The sequence below is a fragment of the Isoptericola sp. NPDC056618 genome (assembly GCF_042792715.1).
GTDB classification, from domain to species: domain Bacteria; phylum Actinomycetota; class Actinomycetes; order Actinomycetales; family Cellulomonadaceae; genus Isoptericola; species Isoptericola nanjingensis.
In genome coordinates this window covers 114,586-140,544 of record NZ_JBHTVZ010000011.1, presented here as the reverse complement: position 1 = coordinate 140,544, position 25,959 = coordinate 114,586, and the positions used below count along the sequence as shown (strand labels likewise).

24 protein-coding genes and 2 tRNA genes are annotated in these 25,959 nt (G+C 75.1%); 11 read left to right on the top strand and 15 right to left on the bottom strand.

Annotated features, from left to right (window positions below):
• Positions 1–293, top strand: a 293-nt coding sequence (locus ACFQ8T_RS14385; RefSeq protein WP_430547191.1) for a cellulose binding domain-containing protein, incomplete at its 5' end; no start/stop codon positions are given.
• A gap of 65 nt (positions 294–358) precedes the next feature.
• On the opposite strand, the gene ACFQ8T_RS14380 is transcribed toward ACFQ8T_RS14385, so the two are convergent.
• The 3 genes from ACFQ8T_RS14380 to ACFQ8T_RS14370 all read right to left on the bottom strand — a co-directional run bounded on the left by ACFQ8T_RS14380 (position 359) and on the right by ACFQ8T_RS14370 (position 2,776).
• Complete coding sequence (locus tag ACFQ8T_RS14380) at positions 359–1,336, bottom strand: DNA topoisomerase IB (RefSeq protein WP_430547190.1); 978 nt, start codon at positions 1,334–1,336, stop codon at positions 359–361.
• Between the two features lie 59 nt (positions 1,337–1,395).
• Positions 1,396–2,319 carry an acyl-CoA thioesterase gene (locus ACFQ8T_RS14375; RefSeq protein ID WP_430547189.1) on the bottom strand — a complete coding sequence of 308 codons (924 nt, stop codon included), beginning with the start codon at positions 2,317–2,319 and terminating at the stop codon, positions 1,396–1,398.
• Positions 2,320–2,380: 61 nt separating this feature from the next.
• Entirely contained in the window at positions 2,381–2,776 is a 396-nt protein-coding gene (locus tag ACFQ8T_RS14370; RefSeq protein ID WP_430547188.1) for a globin, read from the bottom strand.
• A gap of 104 nt (positions 2,777–2,880) precedes the next feature.
• Here ACFQ8T_RS14370 and ACFQ8T_RS14365 point away from each other — a divergent pair, with 104 nt between their 5' ends.
• The gene (locus ACFQ8T_RS14365) at positions 2,881–3,129 is read left to right on the top strand and encodes a glucose PTS transporter subunit EIIB (protein WP_430547187.1); all 249 of its coding nucleotides are present in this window, start codon (positions 2,881–2,883) and stop codon (positions 3,127–3,129) included.
• 1 nt (position 3,130) lies between these two features.
• Here ACFQ8T_RS14365 and ACFQ8T_RS14360 read toward each other — a convergent pair whose 3' ends face one another.
• Entirely contained in the window at positions 3,131–4,192 is a 1,062-nt protein-coding gene (locus tag ACFQ8T_RS14360; RefSeq protein ID WP_430547186.1) for a mechanosensitive ion channel family protein, read from the bottom strand.
• 224 nt (positions 4,193–4,416) lie between these two features.
• Here ACFQ8T_RS14360 and malQ point away from each other — a divergent pair, with 224 nt between their 5' ends.
• The gene (malQ, locus tag ACFQ8T_RS14355) at positions 4,417–6,537 is read left to right on the top strand and encodes a 4-alpha-glucanotransferase (protein ID WP_430547204.1); all 2,121 of its coding nucleotides are present in this window, start codon (positions 4,417–4,419) and stop codon (positions 6,535–6,537) included.
• A gap of 92 nt (positions 6,538–6,629) precedes the next feature.
• On the opposite strand, the gene pepN is transcribed toward malQ, so the two are convergent.
• Positions 6,630–9,194: an aminopeptidase N gene (gene pepN, locus ACFQ8T_RS14350; RefSeq protein WP_430547185.1), complete on the bottom strand. Its 2,565-nt coding sequence runs from the start codon at positions 9,192–9,194 to the stop codon at positions 6,630–6,632.
• 349 nt (positions 9,195–9,543) lie between these two features.
• Between pepN and ACFQ8T_RS14345 the strand changes: the two genes are divergently transcribed.
• Positions 9,544–10,515, top strand: coding sequence for a hypothetical protein (locus ACFQ8T_RS14345; RefSeq protein WP_430547184.1), 972 nt, complete (start codon positions 9,544–9,546; stop codon positions 10,513–10,515).
• 97 nt (positions 10,516–10,612) lie between these two features.
• On the opposite strand, the gene ACFQ8T_RS14340 is transcribed toward ACFQ8T_RS14345, so the two are convergent.
• A complete protein-coding gene (locus ACFQ8T_RS14340) occupies positions 10,613–12,625 on the bottom strand; it encodes a M13 family metallopeptidase (RefSeq protein ID WP_430547183.1) in 2,013 nt (670 codons plus the stop codon).
• A 75-nt stretch (positions 12,626–12,700) separates the two neighbouring features.
• Between ACFQ8T_RS14340 and ACFQ8T_RS14335 the strand changes: the two genes are divergently transcribed.
• Both ACFQ8T_RS14335 and ACFQ8T_RS14330 read left to right on the top strand, forming a co-directional pair.
• Positions 12,701–13,168, top strand: a complete 468-nt coding sequence (locus ACFQ8T_RS14335) for a ribose-5-phosphate isomerase (RefSeq protein ID WP_430547182.1) — start codon at positions 12,701–12,703, stop codon at positions 13,166–13,168.
• A 14-nt stretch (positions 13,169–13,182) separates the two neighbouring features.
• A complete protein-coding gene (locus ACFQ8T_RS14330; protein WP_430547181.1) occupies positions 13,183–14,199 on the top strand; it encodes an Fpg/Nei family DNA glycosylase in 1,017 nt (338 codons plus the stop codon).
• Here ACFQ8T_RS14330 and ACFQ8T_RS14325 read toward each other — a convergent pair.
• Together ACFQ8T_RS14325 and eis are read right to left on the bottom strand one after the other, a co-directional pair.
• Positions 14,190–15,209, bottom strand: a complete 1,020-nt coding sequence (locus ACFQ8T_RS14325) for a phosphotransferase (protein WP_430547180.1) — start codon at positions 15,207–15,209, stop codon at positions 14,190–14,192. The two genes, ACFQ8T_RS14330 and ACFQ8T_RS14325, sit on opposite strands and share 10 nt — an antisense overlap.
• Positions 15,210–15,211: 2 nt before the next feature.
• Complete coding sequence (gene eis, locus ACFQ8T_RS14320; protein ID WP_430547179.1) at positions 15,212–16,513, bottom strand: enhanced intracellular survival protein Eis; 1,302 nt, start codon at positions 16,511–16,513, stop codon at positions 15,212–15,214.
• Between the two features lie 135 nt (positions 16,514–16,648).
• On the opposite strand from eis, the gene ACFQ8T_RS14315 reads away from it, so the two are divergent.
• Positions 16,649–17,062: an MGMT family protein gene (locus ACFQ8T_RS14315; protein WP_430547178.1), complete on the top strand. Its 414-nt coding sequence runs from the start codon at positions 16,649–16,651 to the stop codon at positions 17,060–17,062.
• A gap of 20 nt (positions 17,063–17,082) precedes the next feature.
• Here the strand turns inward: ACFQ8T_RS14315 and ACFQ8T_RS14310 are convergent, their stop codons facing one another.
• Positions 17,083–18,219 (bottom strand): LLM class F420-dependent oxidoreductase, encoded by a 1,137-nt coding sequence (locus ACFQ8T_RS14310; RefSeq protein ID WP_430547203.1) that lies wholly within the window; start codon positions 18,217–18,219, stop codon positions 17,083–17,085.
• Positions 18,220–18,356: 137 nt separating this feature from the next.
• On the opposite strand from ACFQ8T_RS14310, the gene ACFQ8T_RS14305 reads away from it, so the two are divergent.
• Entirely contained in the window at positions 18,357–18,746 is a 390-nt protein-coding gene (locus ACFQ8T_RS14305) for an MmcQ/YjbR family DNA-binding protein (RefSeq protein WP_430547177.1), read from the top strand.
• Between the two features lie 12 nt (positions 18,747–18,758).
• Here ACFQ8T_RS14305 and ACFQ8T_RS14300 read toward each other — a convergent pair whose 3' ends face one another.
• From ACFQ8T_RS14300 to ACFQ8T_RS14280, 5 genes are all read right to left on the bottom strand, one after another.
• The gene (locus tag ACFQ8T_RS14300) at positions 18,759–19,778 is read right to left on the bottom strand and encodes a DUF1648 domain-containing protein (RefSeq protein ID WP_430547176.1); all 1,020 of its coding nucleotides are present in this window, start codon (positions 19,776–19,778) and stop codon (positions 18,759–18,761) included.
• Complete coding sequence (locus tag ACFQ8T_RS14295; RefSeq protein WP_430547202.1) at positions 19,775–20,125, bottom strand: GntR family transcriptional regulator; 351 nt, start codon at positions 20,123–20,125, stop codon at positions 19,775–19,777. Before ACFQ8T_RS14295 ends, ACFQ8T_RS14300 begins: the two co-directional genes overlap by 4 nt.
• Before the next feature lie 118 nt (positions 20,126–20,243).
• Positions 20,244–20,855 carry a serine O-acetyltransferase EpsC gene (gene epsC / locus ACFQ8T_RS14290; RefSeq protein ID WP_430547201.1) on the bottom strand — a complete coding sequence of 204 codons (612 nt, stop codon included), beginning with the start codon at positions 20,853–20,855 and terminating at the stop codon, positions 20,244–20,246.
• 79 nt (positions 20,856–20,934) lie between these two features.
• Positions 20,935–21,870, bottom strand: a complete 936-nt coding sequence (gene cysK / locus ACFQ8T_RS14285; RefSeq protein ID WP_430547175.1) for a cysteine synthase A — start codon at positions 21,868–21,870, stop codon at positions 20,935–20,937.
• Positions 21,871–22,378: 508 nt separating this feature from the next.
• A tRNA-Gly gene (locus tag ACFQ8T_RS14280) sits at positions 22,379–22,449 on the bottom strand.
• Positions 22,450–22,609: 160 nt separating this feature from the next.
• On the opposite strand from ACFQ8T_RS14280, the gene ACFQ8T_RS14275 reads away from it, so the two are divergent.
• The 3 genes from ACFQ8T_RS14275 to tig all read left to right on the top strand — a co-directional run bounded on the left by ACFQ8T_RS14275 (position 22,610) and on the right by tig (position 24,915).
• Positions 22,610–22,683: transfer RNA gene (locus ACFQ8T_RS14275), tRNA-Pro, on the top strand.
• 128 nt (positions 22,684–22,811) lie between these two features.
• Positions 22,812–23,327 (top strand): DUF4190 domain-containing protein, encoded by a 516-nt coding sequence (locus ACFQ8T_RS14270; RefSeq protein ID WP_430547174.1) that lies wholly within the window; start codon positions 22,812–22,814, stop codon positions 23,325–23,327.
• Between the two features lie 220 nt (positions 23,328–23,547).
• Positions 23,548–24,915: a trigger factor gene (tig, locus tag ACFQ8T_RS14265; RefSeq protein ID WP_430547173.1), complete on the top strand. Its 1,368-nt coding sequence runs from the start codon at positions 23,548–23,550 to the stop codon at positions 24,913–24,915.
• Positions 24,916–24,965: 50 nt separating this feature from the next.
• Here tig and ACFQ8T_RS14260 read toward each other — a convergent pair whose 3' ends face one another.
• Positions 24,966–25,946: a DMT family transporter gene (locus tag ACFQ8T_RS14260; protein ID WP_430547172.1), complete on the bottom strand. Its 981-nt coding sequence runs from the start codon at positions 25,944–25,946 to the stop codon at positions 24,966–24,968.
• Positions 25,947–25,959 lie beyond the last annotated feature (13 nt).

Sequence of the window (25,959 nt, the reverse complement as noted above, 5' to 3'; positions counted from 1 at the left end):
GCGGCCCGGACCCGACCGACGGGGCGTGCACGGCGGCGTACTCGACGACGAACTCGTGGTCGGGCGGGTACCAGGGCCAGATCGTCGTCACGGCGGGTGACGACGGTGCCCCGGGGTGGGCGGTGACCGCTCCGGCGGGGCTGTCCACGACGAACCTGTGGGGCGGCACGCTGTCCGGCTCGACGATCACGGGGGCGGCGTGGAACGCCGACCTCGCCGCCGGGGCCCAGGCCACGGTGGGCTTCGTGGCCAACGGGACCCCGCCGGCCGACGGCCCGCTGGCCTGCAGCTGACCGCGAGGTGGTGTGGTACCCGGCGCGATCCGTACTACCTCGGCAGGACCGGTACCACCTCGCGGTCAGCCGAGCAGGTCCAGCACCGCGCGCTCGGCGGCGGAGCGTGTGCGGGTCGGGCCGATCGTCTCGCCGTGCTCCCACAGGTCGACCAGGCGCGGGTCGATGTACGACGCGCGGGCGACCGCCGGGGTGTTGCCGAGCTCCTCGGCGACGTCGCGCACGATCTCGGCGACGACGCGCCGCCGCGCCCGCTGCGAGCGCGGCGGCGCGCCGACGTCGGCCAGAGCGCGCGCGGCGAGCACGGTGGCGTGCCAGGTGCGGAAGTCCTTCGGTGTCGCGTCGTCGCCGAGGCGCTCCTTGACGTCGGCCTGCACGTCCGCGCTGGTGACGTCGTGCCAGTCGGCCTCGCCGTCCTCCCGCCACGCGAGCAGGTCCACGCCGCCGCGGCGGCGCTTGAGCGTCGTGACCAGGGACGCCACCACCGGGTCCTCGACGAGGACGTCGCGCAGCTGCCCCGACTTGGCGGGGTAACGGAAGTGCACGGAGCCGTCGCGCCGCACCGTGGCGTGCTCCTTGCGGATCGTCGCGAGGCCGTAGCTGCGGTGCTCCGCGGCGTAGACCTCCCCGCCGGCGCGGAAGTACGCGTCGTCGAGCAGCCGGAAAGCGAGCGCCAGCACGCGGCGGCGCCCGACGCCGTCGCGGCGCAGGGCGCGCGTCACCCCGGCGCGGGCGGCGGGCAGGCGCCGTCCCACGTCGAGCACGTGGTCGTGCTTGCGGCGGGCGCGCCGCGCCTGCCACTCCTCGTGGTAGAGGTACTGGCCGCGCCCGGCGTCGTCACGACCGAACGCCTGCAGGTGGCCGTCGGCGTACCGGCAGATCCACACGTCGGTCCAGGCCGGCGGGATCGCCAGGCGGGTGCACCGCGCCACCTCGGTCTCGTCGTCCAGCGGTGCGCCCTCCGCGTCGAGGAACACCCAGCCGTCCCCCTTCGCGCGGCGGGAGTAGCCGGGGGAGGACGCGGAGACGCGGCGCAGTCGCACGCGCACAGTGTGCGGCGGCGGCACGCTCCCCGCAGCGCCTCGGCCCGTGGCGACCGACGTCAGCCGGGGAGCCGGATCATGCCCTCCTGCGCGATGCTCGCCACCAGCCGGCCCTCGCGGTCGTACACGCGGGCCAGGCCGAGGCCGCGCCCGCCCTGCGCGCCGGGCGACTCCTGGACGTACAGCAGCCAGTCGTCGGCGCGCGCGTCGCGGTGGAACCACATGGCGTGGTCGAGGCTCGCCATCGGCACCGCGCCGCCGACGTCGATCCACGACCTCCCGGCCTGGCGCAGCACGGGCTCGAGCATGACCTGGTCGCAGGCGAACGCGAGCAGGGCGCGGTGCAGCAGCGGGTCGTCGGACGCGATCGCGTGCCGGGCGCGCACCCACACCTGCTGGGTGGGCTTCGGCTCCGGGTCGGGGCCCAGGTACAGCGAGCCGCCGACGTGCCGCAGGTCGAACGCGGACTCGTGCGACCAGAACTTCGCGGCCGGGTGGTCGATGCCGTCGAGCACCTCGATCGCGGACGGGACGTCCTCCGGCGCCGGGACGCCGGGCGGCGCCGGCTCCGCGGCCTCGTAGCCGGGCTGGTCGGTCTGGAACGACACCGTCAGCGACAGGATCGGCTTGCCGTGCTGGATGGCGTGCGTGCGCCGCGCGCTGAACGACCGGCCGTCGCGCAGCCGCTCCACGGCGAAGTCGATGGGGGTGTCCAGGGCGCCCTCGCGCAGGAAGTAGGCGTGCAGCGAGTGGGGCAGCCGGTCGTCGTCCACCGTGCGCCCGCAGGCGAGCAGGGCCTGGGCCAGCACCTGGCCGCCGTACACGCGACGGCCGGGGCCGGGCACGCTGTCGCCGCGCCACAGGTCGTCCTCGCCGCGCGGCCCCCAGCCCTCGACCTCGCGCAGGTCGAGGGCCGACAGCAGGCGGTCCAGGGCGTCGGGGATGCCCGCGGCGGCGGGCGTGGTGGTGGACGTCTCGCTCACACGCACTCCAGGTCGGTTCGCAGGGTGGGTCGCGGGGAGGGCCGCGGGGGTCGCGGCGGGGTCACTCGTCGAACGTGTTGATCATGCTGTACGCCGCGCGCTCCAGGTAGTCCCACAGCTGGGACTCGTGGATCGGCGCCAGGTCCAGCGCGTCGACGGCGACGCGCATGTGCGCCAGCCAGCGGTCGCGGGCGTCGGGGTTGACCTTGAACGGCGCGTGCCGCATGCGCAGGCGCGGGTGGCCGCGCTGCTGGCTGTACGTCGTCGGGCCGCCCCAGTACTGCTCGAGGAACAGCGTGAGCCGCACCTTCGCCGGCCCGAGGTCCTCCTCCGGGTACATGGGGCGCAGCACCTCGTCCGTGGCGACGCCCTCGTAGAACACGTCGACGAGGCGCTCGAACGTGGCGTGCCCGCCGACGGCGTCGTAGAACGACGCGGGTGAAGTCTGGTCCGTCACCGGGCCATCCTCCCAGACACCCGCGGTGCTGCTCCTCCCGCTCGGCGCCCGGGAGCGTTAGGCTGGTCACGGACCTGCAACGACGCATTCCACGGGAGGCCCCCATGACCATCGCCCCGCACAAGGCCGACGACATCCTTGCGGCGCTCGGCGGCAGAGGGAACGTCGTCGAGCTCGAGCCCTGCATCACGCGGTTGCGGGTCGAGGTGAGCGACCCGGCCCTCGTGGACGACCAGGGCCTCAAGGCGTCGGGCGCGTTCGGCGTGGTGCGCTCGGGCCGTGTGGTCCAGGTCATCGTGGGCCCGGAGGCCGACGACCTCGCCGCTCAGATGGACCCCCTGCTCGTCTCCTGACTCAGTCCTCGGCGCCCTGCTCGATCACCGCCGGCTCGACGTCGGCCGGCGGCAGGAGCACGCCCGCCGCGCGCAGCTCCGCCTGCGCGCGGCGGCGCAGCTCGCGCGAGACCTCCCACTGGTCGCCCGGCCGGGTCTGCGCGTGGAGGGTGAACGACATCGTGATGTCGTTGACGGCGTCCACGCCGCGGACCGACGGCGCCTCGAGCAGCAGCGGGGAGAGCTCCGGGTCGGCCTGCACGCCGTCGGCCGCGCGGCCGAGCGCGGCCCGCACGGTGTCGAGGTCGGCGTCCAGCGGCACCCGGACCTCCGCGACGGCCCGCGACCACTGCTGCGTCATGTTGCCGGCGCGCAGGATCTCGCCGTTGCGGACGTACCAGAGCGTGCCGTCGAAGGCGCGCACCTGCGTGACGCGCAGCTGGACCTCCTCGACCGTGCCGAGCGCGCCCGAGCCCAGGTCGACCACGTCGCCCACGCCGAACTGGTCCTCGACCAGCAGGAAGATGCCCGAGATGAAGTCCTTCACGAGGGCCTGGGCGCCGAAGCCCAGCGCGATGCCGACGACGCCGGCGGAGGCGACCAGCGGGCCCACGTTGACCTGGAGCTCCGCCAGGATCATCAGCGCGATGATGGTGCCGACCACGATGTTGGCCGTCGAGCGCAGCACCGACCCGACCGTGCGCGCCCGCTGCGCGCGCCGCTGGCTGGCCAGCGGGTTCGCCATCGCGATCGCGTCCTCGACGAACGGCGTGCGCTGCAGGTAGCGGCGCCAGGCGGGGCCGCCCTCGGTGGTGGTCGTGCCCGAGCCGGTGGCGATGCGCTCCGTGACATGGCCGATCACGCGGCGCAGCAGCGCGAGGATGAGCAGCCCCACCACCAGGATGATGAGGATGTGCAGGGGCCAGCCGGTGAACCACGTCCAGAACGACGAGCCGGCGTCCGCGGCGGCCTTGATGGTGTCCTCGACGGCCGACTCGGTGGTCGTCGTGCTCGGGCTGGGGGACGGCTCCGGGGTCACCGCCGCCGGGGCAGCGGTCCGGAGCATGGAGATCACGGGGGTCACCCGCCCACGGTAACGAGCGGGGGCGTCGCGACGAAACGTCGGCGGGCGTGACGTCGTGCCGCGTGGGCGGACGCCCTGGTGGGACGGGGGATGGCAGGATCGTCTCCGTGAGCAAGGACCAGCCGACCACCCCGGACGACGCCCGCGACGAGACCCCGGACGACGCCCGGGGCGATACGGGCGGCCCGTCCGAGGCGGCGCACGCCGACGAGCCGAGCGCCGAGCTGCGCGAGCTCGCCGAGGCGTACGGCGTGCTCGGCGAGCACCACGGCTTCGGCGGCGAGGTGGTGGTCGCCCCGTCGTCGACCCTCGTGGCCGTGCTGGGCGCGCTGGACGTGCCGGCGGGCACGCCCCAGCAGGTGACGCACAGCCTGCAGCGGGCCCGCGACGACGAGTGGCGGGCCGTCCTGCCGCCCACGGTCGTGGTGCGCGAGGGCGACGGCGCCCAGGTCCCGGTGCACGTCACCGACGGCGCCGCCGTGCACGTCTGGCTCGAGCTGGACGGCGCGGAGCCCGCGGCGCGCGAGCGCGCGGTGCGCCGCCGCCGCGACCTGGAGCAGCTCGACGTCCTCGTGGAGCCGCGCTCCGTGGACGGGCGGCGCGTGGGCCGCGCGACGTTCGCGCTGCCGGACGACCTGCCGCTGGGGTGGCACTCGCTGCACGCGCTCACCGAGGGCCACGAGTCCCGCGTCACGGTCGTCGTCACCCCGCGGCGGCTGGAGCTGCCTGCCGGGCTGGAGGACGACCAGTGGTGGGGGTTCCTCCTCCAGCTCTACTCGGTGCGCTCGCGCACGTCGTGGGGTGTGGGCGACCTGGCGGACCTCGCCGACCTGGCCTGGCTGACGGCGCACCGCGCGAGCGCGGACTTCGTCGGCGTCAACCCGCTCTCGGCGACCGAGCCCGTGACCCCGCTGACCCCCTCCCCGTACCTGCCGACGAGCCGGCGTTTCCTCAGCCCGCTGTACGTGCGGGTGGAGGACATCCCGGAGACGGCGTACCTGTCGGCGGCCGACCGCTCCCTCGTGGAGTGGGCGGCCGACCCCGTGCGCGACCTCGTGGCCGACCCCGGCGCGCTGGACCGCGACGCGGTCTGGGAGGCCAAGAAGGCGGCCCTCGAGGTGGTGTTCACCGCGCCGCGGCGCGCCGCGCGCGAGGCCGCGTACCAGGAGTTCGTCGCGGAGGAGGGCGCGGGCCTGCGCGACTTCGCCACGTGGTGCGCGATCGTCGAGCACCTCGGCTCCCGTCCGCGACCGGACGAGCTCGGGGACCCGGCGTCTCCGGCGGTCGCCGCGCTGCGCGAGCAGCTCGCCGAGCGCGTGGAGTTCTACGTGTGGCTGCAGTGGGTGGCCGACGAGCAGAAGCAGACCGCCCAGCGCGTGGCCCGCGAGGCGGGGATGCGGATCGGCATCATGCACGACCTGGCCGTCGGCGCCCACCCGCAGGGCGCGGACGCGTGGGCGCACCGCGACGTCCTCGCCCGCGGCGTCTCCGTGGGCGCCCCGCCGGACATGTACAACCAGCAGGGCCAGGCCTGGTCGCAGCCGCCGTGGAACCCGCGGGCGCTGGCGCGCGCCGGCTACGCCCCGTATCGCGACATGCTGCGTACCGTGCTGCGGCACGCCGGCGCGCTGCGGGTCGACCACGTGCTCGGCCTGTTCCGGCAGTGGTGGGTGCCCGAGGGCTCCTCGCCGGCCGACGGCGCGTACGTGCGTTACGACCACGAGGCGCTGCTCGGCATCCTGTGCCTGGAGGCGCACCGCGCGGGCGCCGTCGTCGTGGGGGAGGACCTCGGCGTCTTCGAGCCGTGGGTGCGCGACGAGCTCGCCGACCGCGGCGTGCTCGGCACCTCCGTGCTGTGGTTCGAGAAGGAGGACGGCCGCCCCCTGGAGCCCGAGAAGTACCGGCGCGCGTCGCTCGCGACGGTCGGCACGCACGACATGCCGCCCGCCGCCGGGTACCTCGCGGGGGAGCACGTCGACCTGCGCGAGCGCCTCGGGCTGCTCGCCGACGACGCGCAGGAGCTGCGCGCCGCCGCCCGCACCGAGCGGGACCAGGCGGTGCTGGCCCTCGCCATGCGTGGGCTGGTCTCCGAGCACCCGTCCGAGCGCGAGATCGTCGAGGGGCTGCACCGGTACCTGCGCAGGACGCCCGCCGCCCTCGTCGGCGTGCAGCTCACCGACGCGGTCGGCGAGCGCCGCACGCAGAACCAGCCCGGCACCGACCAGGAGTACCCGAACTGGAAGGTGCCGCTGGCCGACGGGTCGGGCAACGTCGTCCTGGTCGACGACCTCTTCGACAACGCCCGCCTGCGCTCCCTCGTCCAGGCGGTGCGCACCGCCCGCTGAGCCCGGTGAACGCCGTGGGCGCTCGTGGGGCGTCGTTCACCTCGTGAACAGCGCCCGACGAGCGCCCACGTCGCTCGGGTCGGTCGGCCGGGTCAGGCGTCGACGGCCTGGGCGGCGAGCGCGCGCTCGGTGCCGGCGAGCTGCTCGACGACCATGCGGCGCAGTGCCGCGGGGGCGTCGGCGTTCGCGTCCAGCCAGCCGCGGACGGCGTCGCGCAGCGCGGCCGACGCGAGCGGCGCCGGGTAGAGCCCCTCGATGAGCTCCTCCGCGATGTGGTAGCTGCGCGTGGTCCAGATCGGCAGCAGCGCGTCGACGTAGCGGGCGGCGAACGGCTCGAGCACGGCCGGGTCGGTCACGTGCACGAAGCCGGCGGCCGTGGAGCGGATGATCGCGTTCGGCACGTCCGCCTGGTCGACGACGGACGCGAACGCGGCCTCCTTGCCCGCGACGGTCGGCGTCGCCGCGCGCGCCCGGGCGGCCGCCTGCCGGCCGGTGGCCGTGTCGTCCTGCGCGAGGGCGGCGTCGATCTCGGCGTCGTCGGCCGCGCCGAGCAGCACGAGGCTCTCCAGCAGCTCCCACCGCAGGTCGGTGTCCACGGTGAGCCCGTCGAGCGCGACCGCGCCGTCGAGCAGGCCCCGCAGCGGGGCGACGTGGTCCGGGGTCGACGCGAGCTGCGCGAAGAACTTCACCAGCTGCAGCTGCAGGTCGGAGCCCGCGGCCGCCTCCTGCGCGAGACCCCAGAGCCGGTCGCCGATCCGCGCCAGGGTGGCGGCGCGGCGCTCGGGCGCCACGTACGACCGGGCGGCCAGGCCGAGCTGGTTCAGCGTGGTGCGCACCGTCGTCGACTCCGTCTCGGCGGCGATGTTGCCGAGCACGAGGTCCACGTACGACGACGCCGGCGTCTCGCCGTCGCGCACGGCGTCCCACACGGAGCCCCACACGAGGGACCGGGCCAGCGGGTCGGAGATGCGCGACAGGTGCTCCACGGCCGCCGCGAGCGACGCCTCGTCGAGGCGGATCTTCGCGTACGCGAGGTCCTCGTCGTTGAGCAGCACGAGGGCCGGGCGCTCGCGGCCCACCAGGTCCGCGACCTCGGTGCGCTCGCCGTCGACGTCGATGACGACCTGGTGCGTGCGGGTCAGCACCCCGTCGACGAGGTCGTAGAAGCCGATCCCGAGCCGGTGCGGGCGGATGGTCGGGTAGTCGGCCGGGGCCGACTGCAGCACGGCGAAGCCGGTGATGCGGCCCTCGGCGTCCATCTCGATCTCGGGGCGCAGGGTGTTCACGCCGGCCGTCTCGAGCCACGCCTTCGACCAGGCGGTCAGGTCGCGGCCGCTGGTGGCCTCGAGCTCGACCAGCAGGTCGCGCAGCTCGGTGTTGGACCAGGCGTGCTTGCGGAAGTACGCGGAGACGCCGGACAGGAACTCGTCCCGCCCGACCCAGGCCGCGAGCTGCTTGAGCACGGACGCGCCCTTGGCGTACGTGATGCCGTCGAAGTTGACCTGCACGTCCTCGAGGTCGCGGATCTCGGCGACGATCGGGTGCGTGGAGGGCAGCTGGTCCTGCCGGTAGGCCCACGTCTTCTCCATCGCGGAGAACGTGGTCCAGGCGGCCTCCCACTCGGTGGCCTCGGCGGTCGCGAGCGTGGACGCGTACTCCGCGAACGACTCGTTGAGCCAGAGGTCGTTCCACCACTTCATGGTGACGAGGTCGCCGAACCACATGTGGGCCAGCTCGTGCAGGATCGTCACGACGCGGCGCTCGCGGACGGCGTCGGTCACCTGGGAGCGGAAGACGTACGACTCGGTGAAGGTGACGCAGCCCGGGTTCTCCATCGCGCCCATGTTGTACTCGGGCACGAAGAGCTGGTCGTACTTGTCGAACGGGTACGGCACGCCGAACGTCGACTCGTAGAACTCGAAGCCCTTGCGGGTGGTCTCCATGATGTAGTCCGCGTCCAGGTGCTCGGCGAGCGAGGTGCGGCAGAAGACGCCGAGCGGGATCGTGCGGCCGTCGGAGGACGTCAGCTCGCCCCGCTGCACGGCGTACGGGCCGGCGACGAGGGCCACGAGGTAGGACGAGATGCGCGGCGTCGGCTCGAACGTCCAGGTCGCGGCCGGGACGTCGGCGTCCGTCGCGTGCGTGGCCGGCGTCGGCTCCGGCGTCGGCTGGTTCGAGACGACCTGCCAGGCCGCGGGCGCCGTGACGGTCACCTGGTAGGGCGCCTTGAGGTCGGGCTGCTCGAAGGTCGCGAAGACGCGGCGGGCGTCCGGCACCTCGAACTGGGTGTAGAGGTAGACCTCGCCGTCCACGGGGTCGACGAAGCGGTGCAGGCCCTCGCCGGTGTTCATGTAGGCGCAGTCGGCGACGACCCGCAGCTCGTTCGTCGCGCCCAGGCCGGTCAGGGCGATGCGCGAGTCGGCGAACACCTCGGCCGGGTCCAGGGCGACGCCGTTGAGCACGACCTCGCGCACCGACGGCGCGACCAGGTCGACGAACGTGCTCGCGCCGGGGGTGGCGGAGAACCGGATGACGGTGGTGGACGCGAACGTGGTCGGTCCGGTGGTGAGGTCGAGGTCGACGGCGTACGACTCGACGTCGGTGACGACGTCGGCGCGCTCGATCGCCTCGGCGCGGGTGAGGTTCTCTCCGGGCACGGGTTCTCCCTTGTCTCCAGGTGGTGCAGCGTGGTGCAGCGCGTGATGGGCGCGCAGGCTCGCGCACGATGATGCCACCTCGGGCCTGCCGGAACGCACGGGATTCCCGGGTCCCGGTGCGTACGGGGCGGGGGCGGGTTCGACCGCCGAGACCCGATCGTGACATCCTGCCCGGTGCGTCGCCGCCGTGCGGGTCCCCGCCACCCGGGGCACGACGCCCGAGGAGTGACTGGAGGGAGTCCAGATGTCCGGCACCGTTCCGCCGCCCCCGCCGGGGTCCGACGGCAGGCCGTCGACCGTGCCGCCGGCAGTGCCGCCGGCGGTTCCGTCGGCATCGCCGGCCACCGGTGTGCGCCGCGTCGCGTCCGCGTACCAGCGCCCCGTCGGCACCGACCCGATGGCCGAGGTGCCGCTGCAGGAGGTCACGGCACCCGCGCCTGCCACGCCCCCGGCGGGGGCGGCGTCGGTGCACGCCCCCGTGCCCCCGCCCCCGGACGCCGGGGCCACGGCGCCGCAGCAGGCCGCGTACCCGCCGGCCGCCCAGCACACCCAGCAGCTGCCGCCGACCTACGCGGCACAGCCGGCGTACGCGCCCCAGCCCGCCTACGCTCCCCAGCCCGCCTACGCCCCGGCCCCGGTCCCTGCCGCGGCGGCGACGCAGGTGCACCCGCCGTACGCGCAGCCTGCGCCTCAGGCCGCGGCCGGGTACGCGGCTCCGGCCGGGTACGCCGCGCCGGCGGCGGTCGGCGCGCCACCGCCCCCGCCCGCCGCGCCGTCCCGACGACGTCGGCTCTCCGCCGGGTGGATCGCGTTCATCGCGGTCGACGTGGTGCTCATCGTGACGATGGTGGTGCTCGCCGTGCAGATGTTCGGTGCGCCGTCGCCCACCGCCCCGCAGGCGGGAGGCGCCCCCGTGGCGTCGCAGGAGCCCTCGGCGTCCGCGTCCGAGGAGGCACCGATGCAGGGCGAGGTGCTCGCGCGGTTCGCGGCGCCGTCCACGAACATCACCTGCTCGATCTACGCCGACGGCGCGTCCTGCGGGATCGCCCAGCTCAACCAGCAGCCGGCCCCGATGGAGGGGTGCGACGGCACCACCGGGTACGTGGTGACGGTCGACGGCGAGGGGAAGGTCGCGCAGCCGTGCGTCCCGAAGGACCAGCAGCCGAAGCCCGCCGGGGACGACGTCGACGTCCTGGAGTACGGCGACTCGATCACCGAGGGCGACTACACCTGCACCAGCGAGGACACGGGCATGTCGTGCACGCACGACCCCACCGGCAACGGCTTCTCCCTCGCCCGGGCCGGCATCGGCACCAGCTGACCCCGCCCCCGGCCGGCTCCTGAGACGTCCCCCGACGCGGCGAGGCCGCCGACCGTGCTCCGGTCGGCGGCCTCGTCGCGTCAGGACGTCCGGCGGGTCACCAGATGCGCACGCGCTCCTCGGGGGCGAGCCACAGGGCGTCGTCGGGGCCCACGCCGTAGGTGGCGTGGAACTCGTCGATGTTGCGGATCACGCCGTTGCAGCGGAACTCGTTGGGGGAGTGCGGGTCCGTGGCGATGCGCCGCACCACCTCCTCGTCGCGGCCCTTGGACTGCCACACCTGCGCCCAGCCGAGGAAGACGCGCTCCAGACCGGTGAGGCCGTCGACGACGGGCGCGTCGTCCAGCGGGGTGCCGAGCGCGATGCGGTACGCCTTGATCGCGATGGACAGCCCGCCGAGGTCGCCGATGTTCTCGCCGATGGTCAGCGCGCCGTTGACGTGCGGTCCGTCCGCGGTCAGCTGCGCCGGGCGGAAGGCGTCGTACTGCGCGATGAGGGCCTGGGTGCGCTTCTCGAACTCGGTGCGGTCCGTCTCGGTCCACCAGTCCTCGAGGCGGCCGTCGCCGTCGTACTTGGAGCCCTGGTCGTCGAAGCCGTGGCCGATCTCGTGCCCGATGACGCCGCCGATGCCGCCGTAGTTCACGGCGTCGTCGGCCTCGGGGTCGAAGAACGGCGGCTGCAGGATCGCCGCGGGGAAGACGATCTCGTTCATGCCCGGGTTGTAGTAGGCGTTGACCGTCTGCGGCGTCATGAACCACTCGTCGCGGTCGATCGGGCGCCCGATCTTGCCGAGCTCGTGGTCCTGCTCGAACGCGTGCGCGCGGCGCACGTTGCCGACCAGGTCGGCGGCGTCCACCTCGAGGGCGGCGTAGTCGCGCCACTTCACCGGGTAGCCCACCTTGGGCGTGAACCGCTCCAGCTTGGCGAGCGCCTTCACCTTCGTCTCGGGCGTCATCCAGTCCAGCGCCTCGATGGACTCGCGGTACGCGGCCACGAGGTTCGCGACGAGCGTGTCCATCCGCTCCTTGTGCTCCGGCGGGAAGTGGCGGGCCACGTACTGCTCGCCCACGGCCTCGCCGAGCGCCCGCTCGACGAGCGCGACCCCGCGCTTCCAGCGGTCGCGCACCTCCTGGGCGCCCGACAGCGTGCGGCCGTAGAAGTCGAAGTTGGCGTCGACGGTGGCGTCGTCCAGGTAGGCCGCGCGGGCGGTGACGAGGTGGTAGGCGGCCCAGAGCTTCCAGTCGGCGAGCGGCTCGGTCCGCCACAGCTCGGCGAAGCCGGTCGCGAACGACGGCTCCCGCACCACCAGGGCGTCCAGCGAGCCGGCGGGTGCACCGAGCGCCGCCGCCCACGCCCGCCAGTCGAAGCCGGGCGCCCGCTCGACGAGGTCGGCGAGCGTCATCGGGTTGTAGGTGAGGTCGGCGTCGCGGTCGCGCACCACGTCCCAGTGGTGGGCGGCGAGCTTCGTCTCGAGGGCGAGCACGCGCTGCGCGGCGTCCTCGGGGTCGGCGCCCCACCCGGAGGTGGCGCTGACGCCCGCGATGCGCAGCATGCGTGCCAGGTGCGGCAGGTACTTGTCGCGGACGGGCGCGTACTGGTCCTCGCGGTAGTACGCCTCGTCGGGCAGGCCCAGGCCGCCCTGCACGAGGTAGGTCACGTAGGTCTCGGGGTCCTTGGCGTCGTTGTCGACGTAGAAGGCGACGGCGCCGCCCCCGCCCGTGCGCTGCAGGGCGCCGAGCACGTCGACCAGCTCGGCGGGCGACGTCGCCGCGGCGATCTGCCCCAGCTCCGCGGCGATCGGCTCCGTGCCGAGCCACTGGACGCGGTCGGCGTCGAGGAAGCTCGCGTACAGCGCGCCGATCTTCGCGGGGGTGGACGCGGGGTCGAGGTCGTCGGTGGCGGCGAGGTCGGTGATGATCTCCCGCACGCGCTCCTCCGACAGGTCGTGCAGCGCGCGGAACGCGCCGTCCATGGCGCGGTCGGCGGGGATCTCGTGCTGGGCGATCCAGCGCCCGTTGACGTGGCGGTACAGGTCGTCCTGCGGTCGGACGGCCTGGTCGAGGGCGCTGAGGTCGATGCCGGACCGCAGCCCGGTGGCGTCGGCAGTCATGGCGTCACCCTACGGCTCGCCGCCCACGTGCGGCGCGGGTCGAACCCTGCGGGCGACCTGAGGGAGAATGTGGGCATGCGCCTGCACATCGCCGCCGATCACGCCGGCTACGAGCTCAAGACCCACCTCGTCGACCACCTGCGCGCCGCCGGGCACGACGTCGTCGACCACGGCGCCCACGAGTACGACCCGCAGGACGACTACCCGGCCTTCTGCATCGCCGCGGGCGAGGCCGTCGCCGCGGAGCCGGGCTCGCTCGGCGTCGTCATCGGGGGCTCGGGCAACGGGGAGCAGATCGCCGCGAACAAGGTCGTCGGCGTGCGCGCCGTGCTGGCCTGGTCGCTGGAGACGGCGACGCTCGGCCGTCAGCACAACGACGCCAACGTCATCGCCGTGGGCGGCCGGATGCACAGCGTCGAGGAGGCGACGTCGTTCGTCGAGGCGTTCGTCGCGGAGCCCTTCAGCGGCGACGCCCGCCACCAGCGCCGCATCGACAAGCTGGCCGCGTACGAGGCGTCGCACGACGTCTCCGCCATCGCCTGACCCGACCGTCCGACGTGCCAGAGGGTCACACCGTCCACCGCCTCGCGCGTGCCCTGGACGGGCTGTTCGGCGGCGAGACGCTCGCCGTGTCCAGCCCGCAGGGCCGGTTCGCGGGCGGCGCCGCGCTGCTCGACGGCCGCCGGATGGTGGCCGCCGAGGCGTGGGGCAAGCAGCTCTTCTGCGCCTTCGCGCCCGCCCTGTCCGACGCCGAGCCCGCCGTCGTGGACGGTGCGTCCGACAGGGCGGGCGACGTGCGCTGGCTGCGGGTGCACCTGGGGCTGTACGGGGCGTGGTCGTTCGCCGGCGACGGCAGCGCCGCCGTGGTGCACGCGATCGGCGCGCCGCGCCGTCGCATCGGAGAGCGCGAGTCGACGCCGGACGACGGCGGCGACGCGGGTGTCGCCGCCGACGCCGCGGGGGAGTGGGCTCCGCCCTCCCCGCGCGGCGCCGTCCGGCTCCGGCTGCTGGGCGCGCACGCCGTCGCCGACCTCACCGGGCCGACCGCGTGCGAGGTGCTCACCGGCGCGGAGAAGGCCGCCGTCGAGGCGCGGCTCGGACCGGACCCCATCCGCGACGGGGGCGACGCGGCCCGCACGGCGTTCGTCGAGCGCGTGCGGCGCTCGCGCGTGACGGTCGGCCAGCAGCTCATGGACCAGGCGGTGATCGCCGGCGTCGGCAACATCTACCGGGCCGAGGCGCTGTTCCGGGCCGGCGTGGACCCGCTGCGCCCGGGCCGCGACGTGCCGGCGGCGGTGCTCGCCGCGGTCTGGGACGACCTGGTCGTGCTCATGCGCGACGGCGCCGACCGCGGAGCGATCGTCACCACCCGGCCCGAGCACCGGGTGGCGGACGGCGGTGGCGGCCGGGTCACCCGGCAGAACACCGACGGCGACGCCGACGCCGTGCCCCGGGACGCCTCGTTCTACGTGTACCACCGCGACGGCCTGCCGTGCCGCGTCTGCGGCGCCCCGGTGCTCACCAAGGAGCTCGCCGGCCGCAACCTCTTCTGGTGCGGCGTCTGTCAGGTCTGAGGACCCGGCACCGGATCCAGCACCTTCGCCAGGTGCCGGCCCGCGGCCTCGCCCCAGTCCGCCCACTCGGCCTCGGTGGCCTCGGCCAGCGCGCCGCACCGCGTCCAGGCGCGGTTGACGGCGTGCGTGACGCCGGCCGCGCGTCGCAGGTCGTCCCACGCCGGGGCGTCGCCCTCCGCGCCCACCGGAGGCAGACCCCGCGCGGCGCACCAGGCGTCCCACGCCCGGCGGTACGCCCGCTCGACAGGCGCCCAGTCGGCGCCCCCGTCGCGGGCGACCGCGGACGACACCTCGAGCACCTCGAGCGGGTGCGCCCACTGGGCGTCGCCGAGGTCGAACACGCGCAGGCCGCCGTGGACCTCGAAGACGTTGCCCGGGTGCAGGTCGCCGTGCTGCAGGGTGCTCGGCAGCGGGCTGTCGGCCAGGATGGCCGCCGCCGTCACCACCGCCGCGCGGGCCTCGCGGAGGCGTGCGGCGAAGGGGTCGGCGGGGCGGGCCGGGTGGCCGGCGGGGAAGCCCTCCAGGAGGTCGAGCACGGCGTCGAGGCGCGCGGGCACCGTGCCGGCGGAGCAGTCGGGCAGCCCGCTGGCGCGCAGCGCGGCGCCGTGCCCGACGAGGGTCTGCTGGAGGTGCGCGAACCGCGTCAGGAGAACGGCCCAGTCGCCGGCGTCCGGCGCGCGACGCTCGCGGAGCGTGGCGCCCCGGTCGGCCGTGAGCAGCCACCCCCGGTCCGCGTCGACGGCGGCGGGGGCGTCGACCGCGTCGGGGGCGAGCTCGGCCAGCAGCGCCTGCAGGGCCGGCTCGAACGACGCCGACCGGCAGGCGGCCTTGAACCAGTAGCGGCCGGCGTCCGTGTCCACGACCAGCTGCGTGGACCACGGACGCACCCGCGGCTGCTGGGGCGGCGCCACCACCCGCACGCCGCGGCGAGCGAGCGCCTCGGTGACCCAGGCCGTGGCCTCGGCGTGCCACGCCGCCGAGGCCACGGTCGCGGAGAACGCCGCCCCCACCGTCAGAACACCCAGCCGCAGGCGGGTGCGAGCGGCCAGCCGAACGCCGCGCCCGCGCCGGCGAGGGCGCCGGGCGTCCGCTCCGTGACGAGCCCCGCCCCGGCGAGCGCGGCGAGCGACGTGCCGCCCAGGTAGGCGGCGCCGAGCTCGCGCACGTCCAGCTCGAGGTCCGGCGCCGCGTCGGTGCGCTCGCAGGTCGCCGCCCCGAACGCGGTCGCGTGCAGGCGCCACGACCCGGCGTTGTCGGGCAGCCGGGAGTCGGTGAGGCCGAGCACCACGTCGACGTCGGCCTGGTAGCGGCGGCCCGCGAGCGCGGCGGGCACGTCGACGACGCGCACCCACACGTTGTCGGTGACGCGGGCGCCTGCGGCCCGCGGGTCGACGAGCAGGCTCATGACCGCGTCGTCGACGGGCAGCAGGAACGGGTCCGTGCTGCTCATGAGGTCGAGGTCGAGCAGCACCCCCCACAGGGCGCGCGCGGCGGCGGGGTCGAGGGCGACCACGTCGCCCAGGTGCACGGTGCCGCGCGGCCCGGTGACCTGCCAGTCCAGGCTGCGCCGGAACGTCGCGTAGCCCCGCGGCTCGCCGTCGCGCTCGACGACGACGATCCGCAGCGACTCCCGCCCGCTCGCGCGGAACGACTTCGGGTCCGCCCAGTAGCTCTCCCAGAGCTCCTCGGTCTCTCGCGTCGCCCAGCCCGGCCGGTTGATCCCGGCCGGACCGACGGGCAGGCCTGGAGCGCGGTGCAGGCGCGCCACGAGGTCGCCGTGCCGTGCTCGGTCGGCGTGCTCCACGCGCACCGTGTGGTCCGCGGCGCCGGGGACGTCGCGCAGGGCGGCGCCGCGCGGGACGGAGACGCGCTGGTCGTCGGCCGCCTTGCCGTACCCGAACCGCCCGTAGATGGCGGTCTCCGCGGCGAACAGGGCGGAGAGAGGCTCGCCGCGCCGGCGGCAGTCCTCGAGGTGCTGGTCGATCATCGCGGTGAGCAGCCCGCGACGGCGGTGCTGCGGGTGGACGCCGACCCAGGTCAGGCCTGCCGTGGGCAGCGTGGCGCCCGGCACGGGGAAGTGGCTGAACGGGTACGACGCGTGGATCGCGGCCAGCCCGTCGGCGGCGTCCACGGGCTCGACGCCCACCGTCCGCTCCCACGTCAGGGGCAGCGGCAGGTCGTCGAACTCCGCGACCGCGTGCGGGTCGGGGAACGCCCAGGTGTCCAGGTCGAGCAGCGCGGTGCGGTCGTCGGCGGTGAGCGGGCGGCCGCGGTAGCCGGCGGGCAGGGCGGTGGGGGAACGGTCGAAGGTCACCCGCCGATCGTGGCGTGGTCCGGAGCCGTGGGCCAGCGGTTTTCCAGGGCCGCCGGACGAGCCGCCGGACGGGCCTCCGGCGGACCCGCGCGACGGCCTGGCACCGAGGTCGGCGGCGGGTCGTAGGGTCGCGGTGTGCCACCCCGCGCCGCGACGTCCGACGAGCCCCTCGACGCCCCCGACGAGTATGCCGCGGCGGTGCTCGCCCTGGTGCGCCGCATCCCGTCAGGCCGCGCCATGACGTACGGCCTGATCGCCGAGATCGTCGGCGAGCGGCTCGGTCGCGGCGGGCCTCGACAGGTCGGGAACGTCATGGCCGGCTCCGGCGACCGCTACGCGCACCTCGTGCCGGACGGCGCCGCGGTGGTCGGCCCCGTGCAGGACAACCACCCCGTGCCCTGGTGGCGCGTGGTGAACGCGTCCGGCGCCCCGCCGGCGCGGCACGTCACCGCGGCCCTGGACGCGCTGCGCGCCGAGGGCTGCCCGCTCTCCCGCGACGGCCGGCGCGTGGACCTGCGCCGGGCCGTCTGGTTCCCCGAGGACGGCTGAGCCCAGGAGCTCCGGCGGCGTCAGGCCTTCTTCGGCGCCACGCGGGCGGCGGCCGCACCGGCGGTCGCGCGCACGCGGGCACCCAGCGGCGTGCCGCCGTCGGCGTCCTTGCGGGCCGCCTGTGCCGCGGCGAGCACCGTGAGCATCGACGACGGGTCGCCCTGCAGCAGCATCGTGGTCAGCGCCGTGCCGTCCCAGCGGGCCAGGTCGCGCGCGACCTTGTCCGCCGGGCCGACCAGCGCGACCTCCTCGACGAGCTCGGTCGGCACGGCGCGCGCGGCGTCCTCCCGGCGTCCCGCGAGGAACAGCGCCTGGACCTCGTCGAGCTCGGTCGCGTAGCCGAGGCGGTCCAGCGACGCCTTGTGGAAGTTGGCCTCCTTCGAGCCCATGCCCCCGGCGTACAGCGCGATGTGCGGACGGATGACGTCCGCCGCGACCTCGACGTCGTCGCGCACCACCACGGGCACCGTCGCGAGCACCTCGAACCCGGACGACGGCGCGCGCTCGTCGGCGCGCTGTGCGAACCCGGACGCGAGCAGCTCGCGGTGCTCGGCGTCGGCCCGCGGCGCGTAGAAGCCCGCCATCCAGCCGTCGGCGATCTCGGCGGCGAGCGTCACGTTCTTCGGGCCCTGGGCCGCCAGCACGATCGGGATGTGGGCGCGGCGGGGGTGCACGGTCGGCTTGAGGGCCTTGCCGAGGCCGGTGGCGCCGGGGGCGTCCGCGGGGAGCGGGAGGCGGAAGAACTCGCCGTCCGCGGTGACCGGGCGCTCGCGGGCGAAGACCTGGCGCACGACGTCGACGTACTCGCGGGTGCGCGCCAGCGGGCGGCGGTACGGCTGGCCGTACCAGCCCTCGACGACCTGCGGCCCGGACGCCCCGAGCCCGAGCACGAAGCGGCCGCCCGAGAGGTGGTCGAGGGTGATCGCCTGCATGGCCGTCGCGGTCGGGGTGCGGGCCGCCATCTGCGCGATGCCGGTCCCGAGGCGCAGGCGGCGGGTGCGGGAGCCCCACCAGGCGAGGGGGGTGAACGCGTCGGAGCCGTACGCCTCCGCCGTCCAGACCGAGTCGAGGCCCAGCGCCTCGGCCGCGACGAGCGCGGGCACGATGCCCTTCGGGGGCTTGCGGGACCAGTAGCCGGTCTGGATGCCGATGCGCAGGGTGCTCATGGGGCGGGGTGCTCCTCGTCGAGATGATGCGGTCGTGCCGATGTGTCCGGTACTGGGAGTACGGGGTAATGCCCGTCACACCCTAGCCGACGCCGTGCGTGCCACGGGACCGTCAGTAGGTTCGGGGGATGGCGACGATCGACGACGCGGCCCGCCTCGCCGCGGGGCTGCCCGAGGTCACCGAGACGACGACGTTCCGGAACCGGGCGTGGGCGGTGTCCGGCCGCGTGTTCTCCTGGCTGCGGCCGTTCAGCAAGGCCGACGTGCGGCGGTTCGGCGACGAGCCGGTGCCGGACGGGCCGATCCTCGCCGTCATGGTCGACGACCTCGGCGAGAAGGAGGCCGTGCTCGCCGCGCGCCCGGAGACGCTGACGATCCCGCACCTGGACGGCGTGCCCGTCGTGCTCGTCCGGCTCGGGGCGGTCGACGGCGCCGTGCTGCGCGAGCTCCTCGTCGACGCCTGGCTCGCCCGGGCGCCGCGCCGCGTGGCGGCCGCCCACCCGGAGCTGCTCGCCTGAGGTCGCCGGCGGTCAGCGGCTCCGGGTGCGGTCGGCCATGGTGTTCAGCAGGGCGGCGGCCTCGGCGGCGTCGTCGACGGTGACGGCGAACGACCGCCCGCCCGTCCGCTGGACGAGCAGCGCCTCGCCGCCGCGCAGCACGACGCCCACGCGTCCGTCGCGGGCGGTGCGCCAGCCCCAGCCGCCGTAGTCGCGCAGCGGGCGCACCTGCGTCACCGAGGCCCGGACCACCTCGTCCGCGGGGACGTGGGTGCCCGGCCAGCGGGCCGCGGAACGCACCGTGAGCCCGGTCGGGTCCACCCGCACGGTGAAGGCGAACATCGTGACGAACAGCGCGGCGAGGAGCACCGGGACGACGAGCATCGTCCACTCGGCCGTCAGCGCCGCCGCGAGCGTGGTCAGGGCGACGGCGACTGCCCCGACGGCGAGGCCCGGCCCGCCGGTCGCGCGGCGCAGCCAGACCGCGCGCTCGCCGTCGCGGAGCGCGGTCCGGGGCGCGTCGGCGGGGACCGCCTCGGCGGCGGGCATCGCGGGGTCGCCCGGCACGAGGGCGGCCGCGATCCCGGCGGGGACGAGCGGCAGGAGGACGGCCGTCAGCAGCGCGGCGCCGGACAGCCCGACCTGGGACGGGTCCGCCAGGCCGCGCTGCGGCGCGAGCGTGCCGACGACGATCGCGGCCATGAACGCGCCCGACCACACGCACCCGGCGGCGGTGATCCGCCGGGTCGAGGCGGCAGAGCCCTGCGTCATCCCGATCGCCGCGAAGAGACCGCAGAGCGCGACGGTGCTCACGAGGCCGACCAGCACCAGCGCGGTCGGCGACATGAAGCCGTCGGGCGCGCCGCCGCGGCTCCAGTGCGACGCGACCTGCGCCGGCAGCTCGTCCCGCCACGCCCAGACCGCGACCGCCGCGCCGAGCGCGAACAGCAGCCCCACGAGCGACGACCATGCCGTCGCGCGGCGCGCGCGGGGGCGCCACGCCTCCGTGCCGGAGCGTGCTCGCGGGGTGCCGGGCCGGGGAGCGGTGGTCATCGGTGCATCGCCTCCGTGACGAGGGTGGTGGTGGTCTGGACGGACAGCCCCGCCCGGCGGGCCGCGGCGGCCAGGTCTGCCACCGCTCGTTCGACGTCGGCCAGGTCGGTCGCGGTGGACGCGACGACGGCGCCGCGCCCGCGCCGCACCTCGAGCGTGCCGTCGTCGCGCAGCACCTGGTAGGCCCGCAGCACGGTGTGCATGTTGAGCTCGAGCGAGGCGGCGAGCTCCCGGGCCGAGGGCAGCCGTTCCCCCGGGCGGAGCGTCCCGTGCGCGACGCCGAGGCGCACCTGGGCGACGAGCTGCGCGTACAGCGGGTCGTCGCTCGCCGGGTCGATGCGCCACATCACGGACGCAGGCTACTTGTTCTACGACTACTCGAACAACCCGCCCCGGCCCGGGGACGACGACGGCCCCCGCGCCCCCGCCGGGGCGGTGGGTGCAGGGGCCGTGGAAGCGGACCGGTCAGATGACGTACTCGAGCAGCTCCGAGGCGTCCTCGACGTGCTGGCCGTGGTCCGGCCGGTGGCCGGGGGTGCGCGCGTGGGCGGGCACCCCGACGGCCACCATGCCGTGCGGCACGTCGCGGGTGACGACGGCGTTCGCGCCGATCTGCGCGTCGTCCCCGATCCACAGCGGGCCGAGGATCTTGGCCCCGGCGCCCACCATGACCCGGTCGCCCAGGGTCGGGTGCCGCTTGCCCCGGGTCATCGAGCGGCCGCCCAGGGTGGCGCCGTGGAACAGGACGCAGTCGTCGCCGACGACCGCCGTCTGCCCGATCACCACGCCCATGCCGTGGTCGATGAAGAGCCGCCGGCCGATCCGCGCGCCGGGGTGGATCTCGATCCCCGTCACCCACCGGGCGGCCTGCGACACCAGGCGCGCCGGCAGGCGCAGGCCGGGCCGGTGCCACATGCGGTGCGAGAGCCGGTGCGCCCACACGGCGTGCACGCCCGGGTAGGCGAGCGCGACCTCGAACCGGGAGCGCGCCGCGGGGTCGTGCGCGTGCGCCGCCTCGAGGTCCTCGGCGAGGATCTCGACCAGGTGGCGCAGGCCCGGACGGTGCCCGGCCGGCATCGGGTGGTCGACGTCGCCGTCGGGGTCCTCGTGGCCGGGCCCGGCGGTGGCGGTCGGAGCGGTGCGGCGGCTCGTCACGTCAGTCCAGCAGGTCCGAGTACAGGATCGTGGACAGGTACCGCTCGCCGAAGTCGGGGATGACGACGACGATCAGCTTCCCGGCGTTCTCCGGCCGCTTGGCGACCTCGAGCGCCCCGGCGATCGCGGCGCCGGAGGAGATGCCGACCAGCAGGCCCTCCTCCTTCGCGGCGCGGCGGGCGAGCTCGACGGAGGTCTCCGCGTCGATGTCGACGACCTCGTCGTAGACGGAGGTGTCGAGGATCTCCGGCACGAAGTTCGCGCCCAGGCCCTGGATCTTGTGCGGGCCGGGGTTCCCGCCGGTGAGGATGGGCGACTCGGCCGGCTCGACCGCGACGATCTTCACCTCCGGCTTGCGCTCCTTGAGGACCTGGCCGACGCCGGTGACGGTGCCGCCCGTGCCGATGCCGGCCACGACGACGTCGACCTCGCCGTCGGTGTCGGCCCAGATCTCCTCGGCCGTCGTCTCCCGGTGCACCTTCGGGTTGGCCTCGTTGGCGAACTGGCGGGCGAGGATCGCGCCAGGACGCTCCGCGGCGATCTTCTCCGCGGCGGCGACGGCGCCCTTCATGCCCTCCGCGCCCGGCGTGAGCACGAGCTCCGCGCCGTACGCGCGCAGCAGGGCGCGGCGCTCCTTCGACATCGTCTCGGGCATCGCGAGCACGACCTTGTAGCCGCGCGCGGCGCCGACCCAGGCCAGCGCGATGCCGGTGTTGCCGGAGGTGCCCTCGACGATGGTGCCGCCCGGCTGCAGGGCGCCGGAGGCCTCCGCGGCGTCGATGATCGAGACGCCGATGCGGTCCTTGACGGAGTTGGCGGGGTTGTAGAACTCGAGCTTCGCGACGACCGTCGCGTCGAGACCGGCGGCGAGACGGTTCAGCCGGACGAGCGGGGTGCGGCCGATGAGCTTCGTCGCGTCGTCGTAGATGCGTGCCATGGGTGTTCCTTCTCCAGGAGTGCGTGCGGGCGAGGTGGTGCGGGTGTGCCGCCGCGTGCGGGTCGGGCCCCCGAGCAGGTGCTCGGAGGGGCGCGGCGCAGAGGCGTCGGCGAGGTCGGTGCGAGCGCCGCACGGTCGCCGGGGACCCGCCGTCGGGCGGGTCGGACGTGACGTGGACGCTCTATCGACAGCATCGCGGCGTCGTCGCCGCGGCGCACGCCGGGGTGCGGAGCGTCGGCGCCGGCACCGTCCTCCGGTGGGACGAGAGGGCGGCCGAGGGGGCGACACGGCGGACGATCGTCATGGCCGGCCCTCCTCGTGATGCTTCCTGGTGCGTCGTCGTGCAGCTGCCGCGCGGTCGCGCCTGTCGCAGGCTGCGGCGCCGAGCCTAACCAGGTCGCGACCGATCGACAAGGAGCATCTCATCCATCGGCGTCGTCGATCGGTCGGGCGACACCTGTCCCCGGGGTCGCGGTCGGGCCGCCGAGGGAGGGGAGAGGAGGAGGGGAGCGGGCGACGGGAATCGAACCCGCGTAGCCAGTTTGGAAGACTGGGGCTCTACCATTGAGCTACGCCCGCACGGCCACCCCGCGACGCCGTCGCCGGGGTGGGAACGCGGGCCAACCCTAGCAAAGCCCTGGCGGCGCTCGAGCCCGTCCCCGCGCCGTCCGTGCACGTCGCGGGCTCGGCCCCGGGCGGCGGCACTACACTGACCGAGGCCCCGCCCGAGAGCGGGCCGCGGGGTGTGGCGCAGCTTGGTAGCGCATCTGCTTTGGGAGCAGAGGGTCGCTGGTTCGAATCCAGTCACCCCGACACAGGGAGGGACGGACGTCGTGGTCCGTCGCGGCTCGCCCGTGGTTCGGCCCGCGCACGGCGCGCCGATCTGGAAGGATCGGCCCCCGATCGCCGACGGACGGCGACCGACGTGCGAGGAGAACCTGATGACCACCCCGGACCCCTACACGCCAGGCACGCCCGAGCCGGGTGCGACGCCCCCCGGCGGCACCGAGCCCCAGCAGCCCGCCCCGGGTCAGCCGGCGCCGGGCCAGGCCTACCCTGCCCAGCCGGCCGGCGGGCAGCCCTATCCCGCGGCCCCGCAGGCGCCCGGCCAGGCCTACCCCGCCGCGCCGCCCGCCGGGCAGTACGCGCCGGCCTACGGCCAGCAGCCGCAGAACCCGGGCAAGACGCTCGGCATCGTCGGCCTGGTGCTCGGCTTCTTCGGGCCCCTGTCGATCGTCGGCCTGATCCTGTCGATCGTCGGCCTCGTGAAGTCGCGCAAGGCGGGGCAGCCGAACGGCGTCGCGATCGCCGGCATCATCGTGAGCTCCCTCGTGCTCATCGGGACGATCATCATGGCCGTCGTGCTCGGTGTGGCGGCGAGCCACCTGCTCGAGGTCTGCGGCGACCTCGGGCCCGGCGTGCACGACGTCAACGGCATCACCTACACCTGCTCCTGATCGTCCCGGCCGACCTCGGCCGCGACGACCCGGGCGAGGGGCGTCCGGAGGCGCGCGTCGGCGTGACGCGAGCGTCTCCGGGCGCCCCTCGCCGTGGCGTAGGATGGACGGGTTGCCCGTACGCCCGTCGTACGGTCCCCGCACCCCGCGCCGCAGCAACCAGGCCGGCTCGCGCCGGTGAGACGCGCGCGCAGCACCCGAACCGTTGGAGACCATCGAAGTGAAGAGCGCCGTCGAGACCCTGGAGCCCACCAAGGTCAAGCTGACCGTCGAGGTGGAGTACGACGAGCTCAAGCCGAGCATCGACCACGCGTACAAGCACATCGCCGAGCAGGTGAACATCCCCGGGTTCCGCAAGGGCAAGGTTCCCCCGCGCATCATCGACCAGCGCGTCGGCTGGGGTGCGGTCGTCGAGCACGCCGTGAACGACGCTCTGTCGAACTTCTACCGCGACGCCGTCACGGCCGAGTCGCTGCGCCCCCTGGGCCAGCCCGAGGTCGAGGTGACCGAGATCCCCGCCAAGGCCGGCGAGGGCCAGCTCGCGTTCACCGCCGAGGTCGAGGTCCGCCCCGAGATCACCCTCCCGGACCTGTCCGGCATCGACATCACGGTGGACTCCACCGAGGTGAGCGACGAGGACGTCACGGAGCGCCTCGACGCGCTGCGCGAGCGCTTCGGCACCCTCGTGGGCGTCGACCGCCCGGCCGCCGAGGGCGACTACGTCGTCATCGACCTCAAGGCCGTCATCGGTGACGAGGAGATCGACTCGGTCTCCGGCGTCTCCTACCAGATCGGCGCCGGCAACATGCTGGAGGGCCTCGACGAGGCGCTCACGGGCCTGTCGACGGACGAGACCACGACCTTCGCCACCAAGCTCGCCGGCGGCGAGCACGAGGGCGAGGAGGCGCAGGTCACCGTCACGGCCACCGCCGTCAAGGAGCGCGACCTGCCGACGCCGGACGACGACTTCGCCCAGCTCGCCTCGGAGTTCGACACCCTCGAGGAGCTGACCGCGGACCTGCGCGAGCAGGTCGCGTCGATCAAGACGTCGAACCAGGCCGTCGCCGCCCGCGACCTGCTGCTGGAGAAGCTGCTGGAGGCCGTCGAGGTCCCGGTGCCGTCCGGCGCGGTCGAGGCCGAGGTGCACCGCCACCTGGAGTCGGAGAACCGCCTCGAGGACGACGAGCACCGCGCCGAGGTCACCGAGGACGCCACCAAGGCCCTCAAGAACCAGATCCTGCTCGACACGCTGGCCGAGAAGCTCGAGGTCCAGGTCGGCCAGGGCGAGCTCGTCGAGTACCTGGTCCAGGCCTCGCAGCAGTACGGCATGGACCCGAACCAGTTCATCTCGACACTCGACCAGGGCGGCCAGATCCCCGCCATGGTCGGTGAGGTCGCGCGCTCCAAGGCCCTCGCCGTGGCGCTCCGCGACATCGAGGTCAAGGACTCCGACGGCAACGTCGTCGACCTGACCGAGTTCATCGGCACGGAGGAGGAGGACGCCGCGGCCGCCGAGGTCGAGGAGCCCACCGAGACCGCCGCGTCCGACGAGGCGTCGGAGGAGGCCGAGGAGTCGGCCAAGGCCTGACCCTCGGAGCCCCTCCGGGCCACCCGGACCCACGCCGGCCCGCATCGTCCTCATGGACGGTGCGGGCCGGCGTCGTCCCCGGGGCTGTGCCGGGACCCGCCGCGCAGCACGGCGGCGACGCCGAGCGCGGCCAGGCCGAGCCCGATGCCGCCGACGGGGGAGAGGGGCTCGTCGAACAGCGCGGCGCCCGCGAGCGTGGTGGTCGGGACGACGAGGAAGAGCAGGGCGTTGAGCGTCGTGACGTCGACGCGCCGCAGCAGGGTCCAGTACAGGGCGTAGGCGCCCAGCGACGGCACCAGCGCCAGGAACGCGGTCGCCCCCCAGAAGGCGGGGTCGGCCGGGGGCGCTGCCGTGCCGGTGACGAGCGCGAGCGCGGCCAGGGCGACCGCGGCCACGGCCGAGTGCAGCGCCAGCAGGGGGCCGGCCGGGAGCGTCGCGGGGCGGCGGCGCTCGAGGAAGGTCGCGGCGACCAGCGAGGCGACGGCCGCGACGGGCAGGGCATAGGCCCACGCGGGCGCGACGGTCGAGCGCAGGTCCCCGGCGACGACGGCCGCGACGCCGGCGAACGCCGCCGCGAGCCCGGCCCACTGCGGGCCCCGGACGCGCTGGCCGAGCAGCGGGCCGACCAGGGTCGCGACGACGACCGGTTGCACCGCGTCGACCAGCGACGTCGTGCCCGCGGACACGCCGAGGGCGATCGCGCCGTACACCGGCAGCACGTAGCCGACCTGTGACAGGAGGCCGACGACGACGTGGTGCGCCGCCACCCGCGGCCCGGGGGGTGGGCGAACGAGCCGCGTCGCGTCTGCGGGCGCGCGGGCACGGCGGCGGCGCCGCAGGAGCCGGGCCGCGCCCAGGCCGGCCACGAGCACCGCGGTCACGACGGCGTAGCGCCACAGGAGCAGGGTGGGCACGGCGGCCTGACCGGTCCCGAGTCGCGCGCCGAGGAACCCCGAGCTCCACGAGAGCACGAAGGCGGCAGAGGCGAGGGCGGTCACCGTGCCTGCAGGTACACAGGTCTGTTTACTCACGATCGTCAATATA

Excerpts from the sequence above, each read along its gene's own strand:
- ACFQ8T_RS14270 (WP_430547174.1), top strand. The coding sequence starts at position 22,812 with ATGACCACCCCGGACCCCTACACGCCAGGCACGCCCGAGCCGGGTGCG.
- ACFQ8T_RS14365 (WP_430547187.1), top strand. The coding sequence starts at position 2,881 with ATGACCATCGCCCCGCACAAGGCCGACGACATCCTTGCGGCGCTCGGC.
- epsC (WP_430547201.1), bottom strand. The coding sequence starts at position 20,855 with ATGCCGGCCGGGCACCGTCCGGGCCTGCGCCACCTGGTCGAGATCCTC.
- ACFQ8T_RS14335 (WP_430547182.1), top strand. The coding sequence starts at position 12,701 with ATGCGCCTGCACATCGCCGCCGATCACGCCGGCTACGAGCTCAAGACC.
- ACFQ8T_RS14305 (WP_430547177.1), top strand. The coding sequence starts at position 18,357 with ATGGCGACGATCGACGACGCGGCCCGCCTCGCCGCGGGGCTGCCCGAG.
- ACFQ8T_RS14300 (WP_430547176.1), bottom strand. The coding sequence starts at position 19,778 with ATGACCACCGCTCCCCGGCCCGGCACCCCGCGAGCACGCTCCGGCACG.
- cysK (WP_430547175.1), bottom strand. The coding sequence starts at position 21,870 with ATGGCACGCATCTACGACGACGCGACGAAGCTCATCGGCCGCACCCCG.
- ACFQ8T_RS14295 (WP_430547202.1), bottom strand. The coding sequence starts at position 20,125 with ATGTGGCGCATCGACCCGGCGAGCGACGACCCGCTGTACGCGCAGCTC.
- ACFQ8T_RS14340 (WP_430547183.1), bottom strand. The coding sequence starts at position 12,625 with ATGACTGCCGACGCCACCGGGCTGCGGTCCGGCATCGACCTCAGCGCC.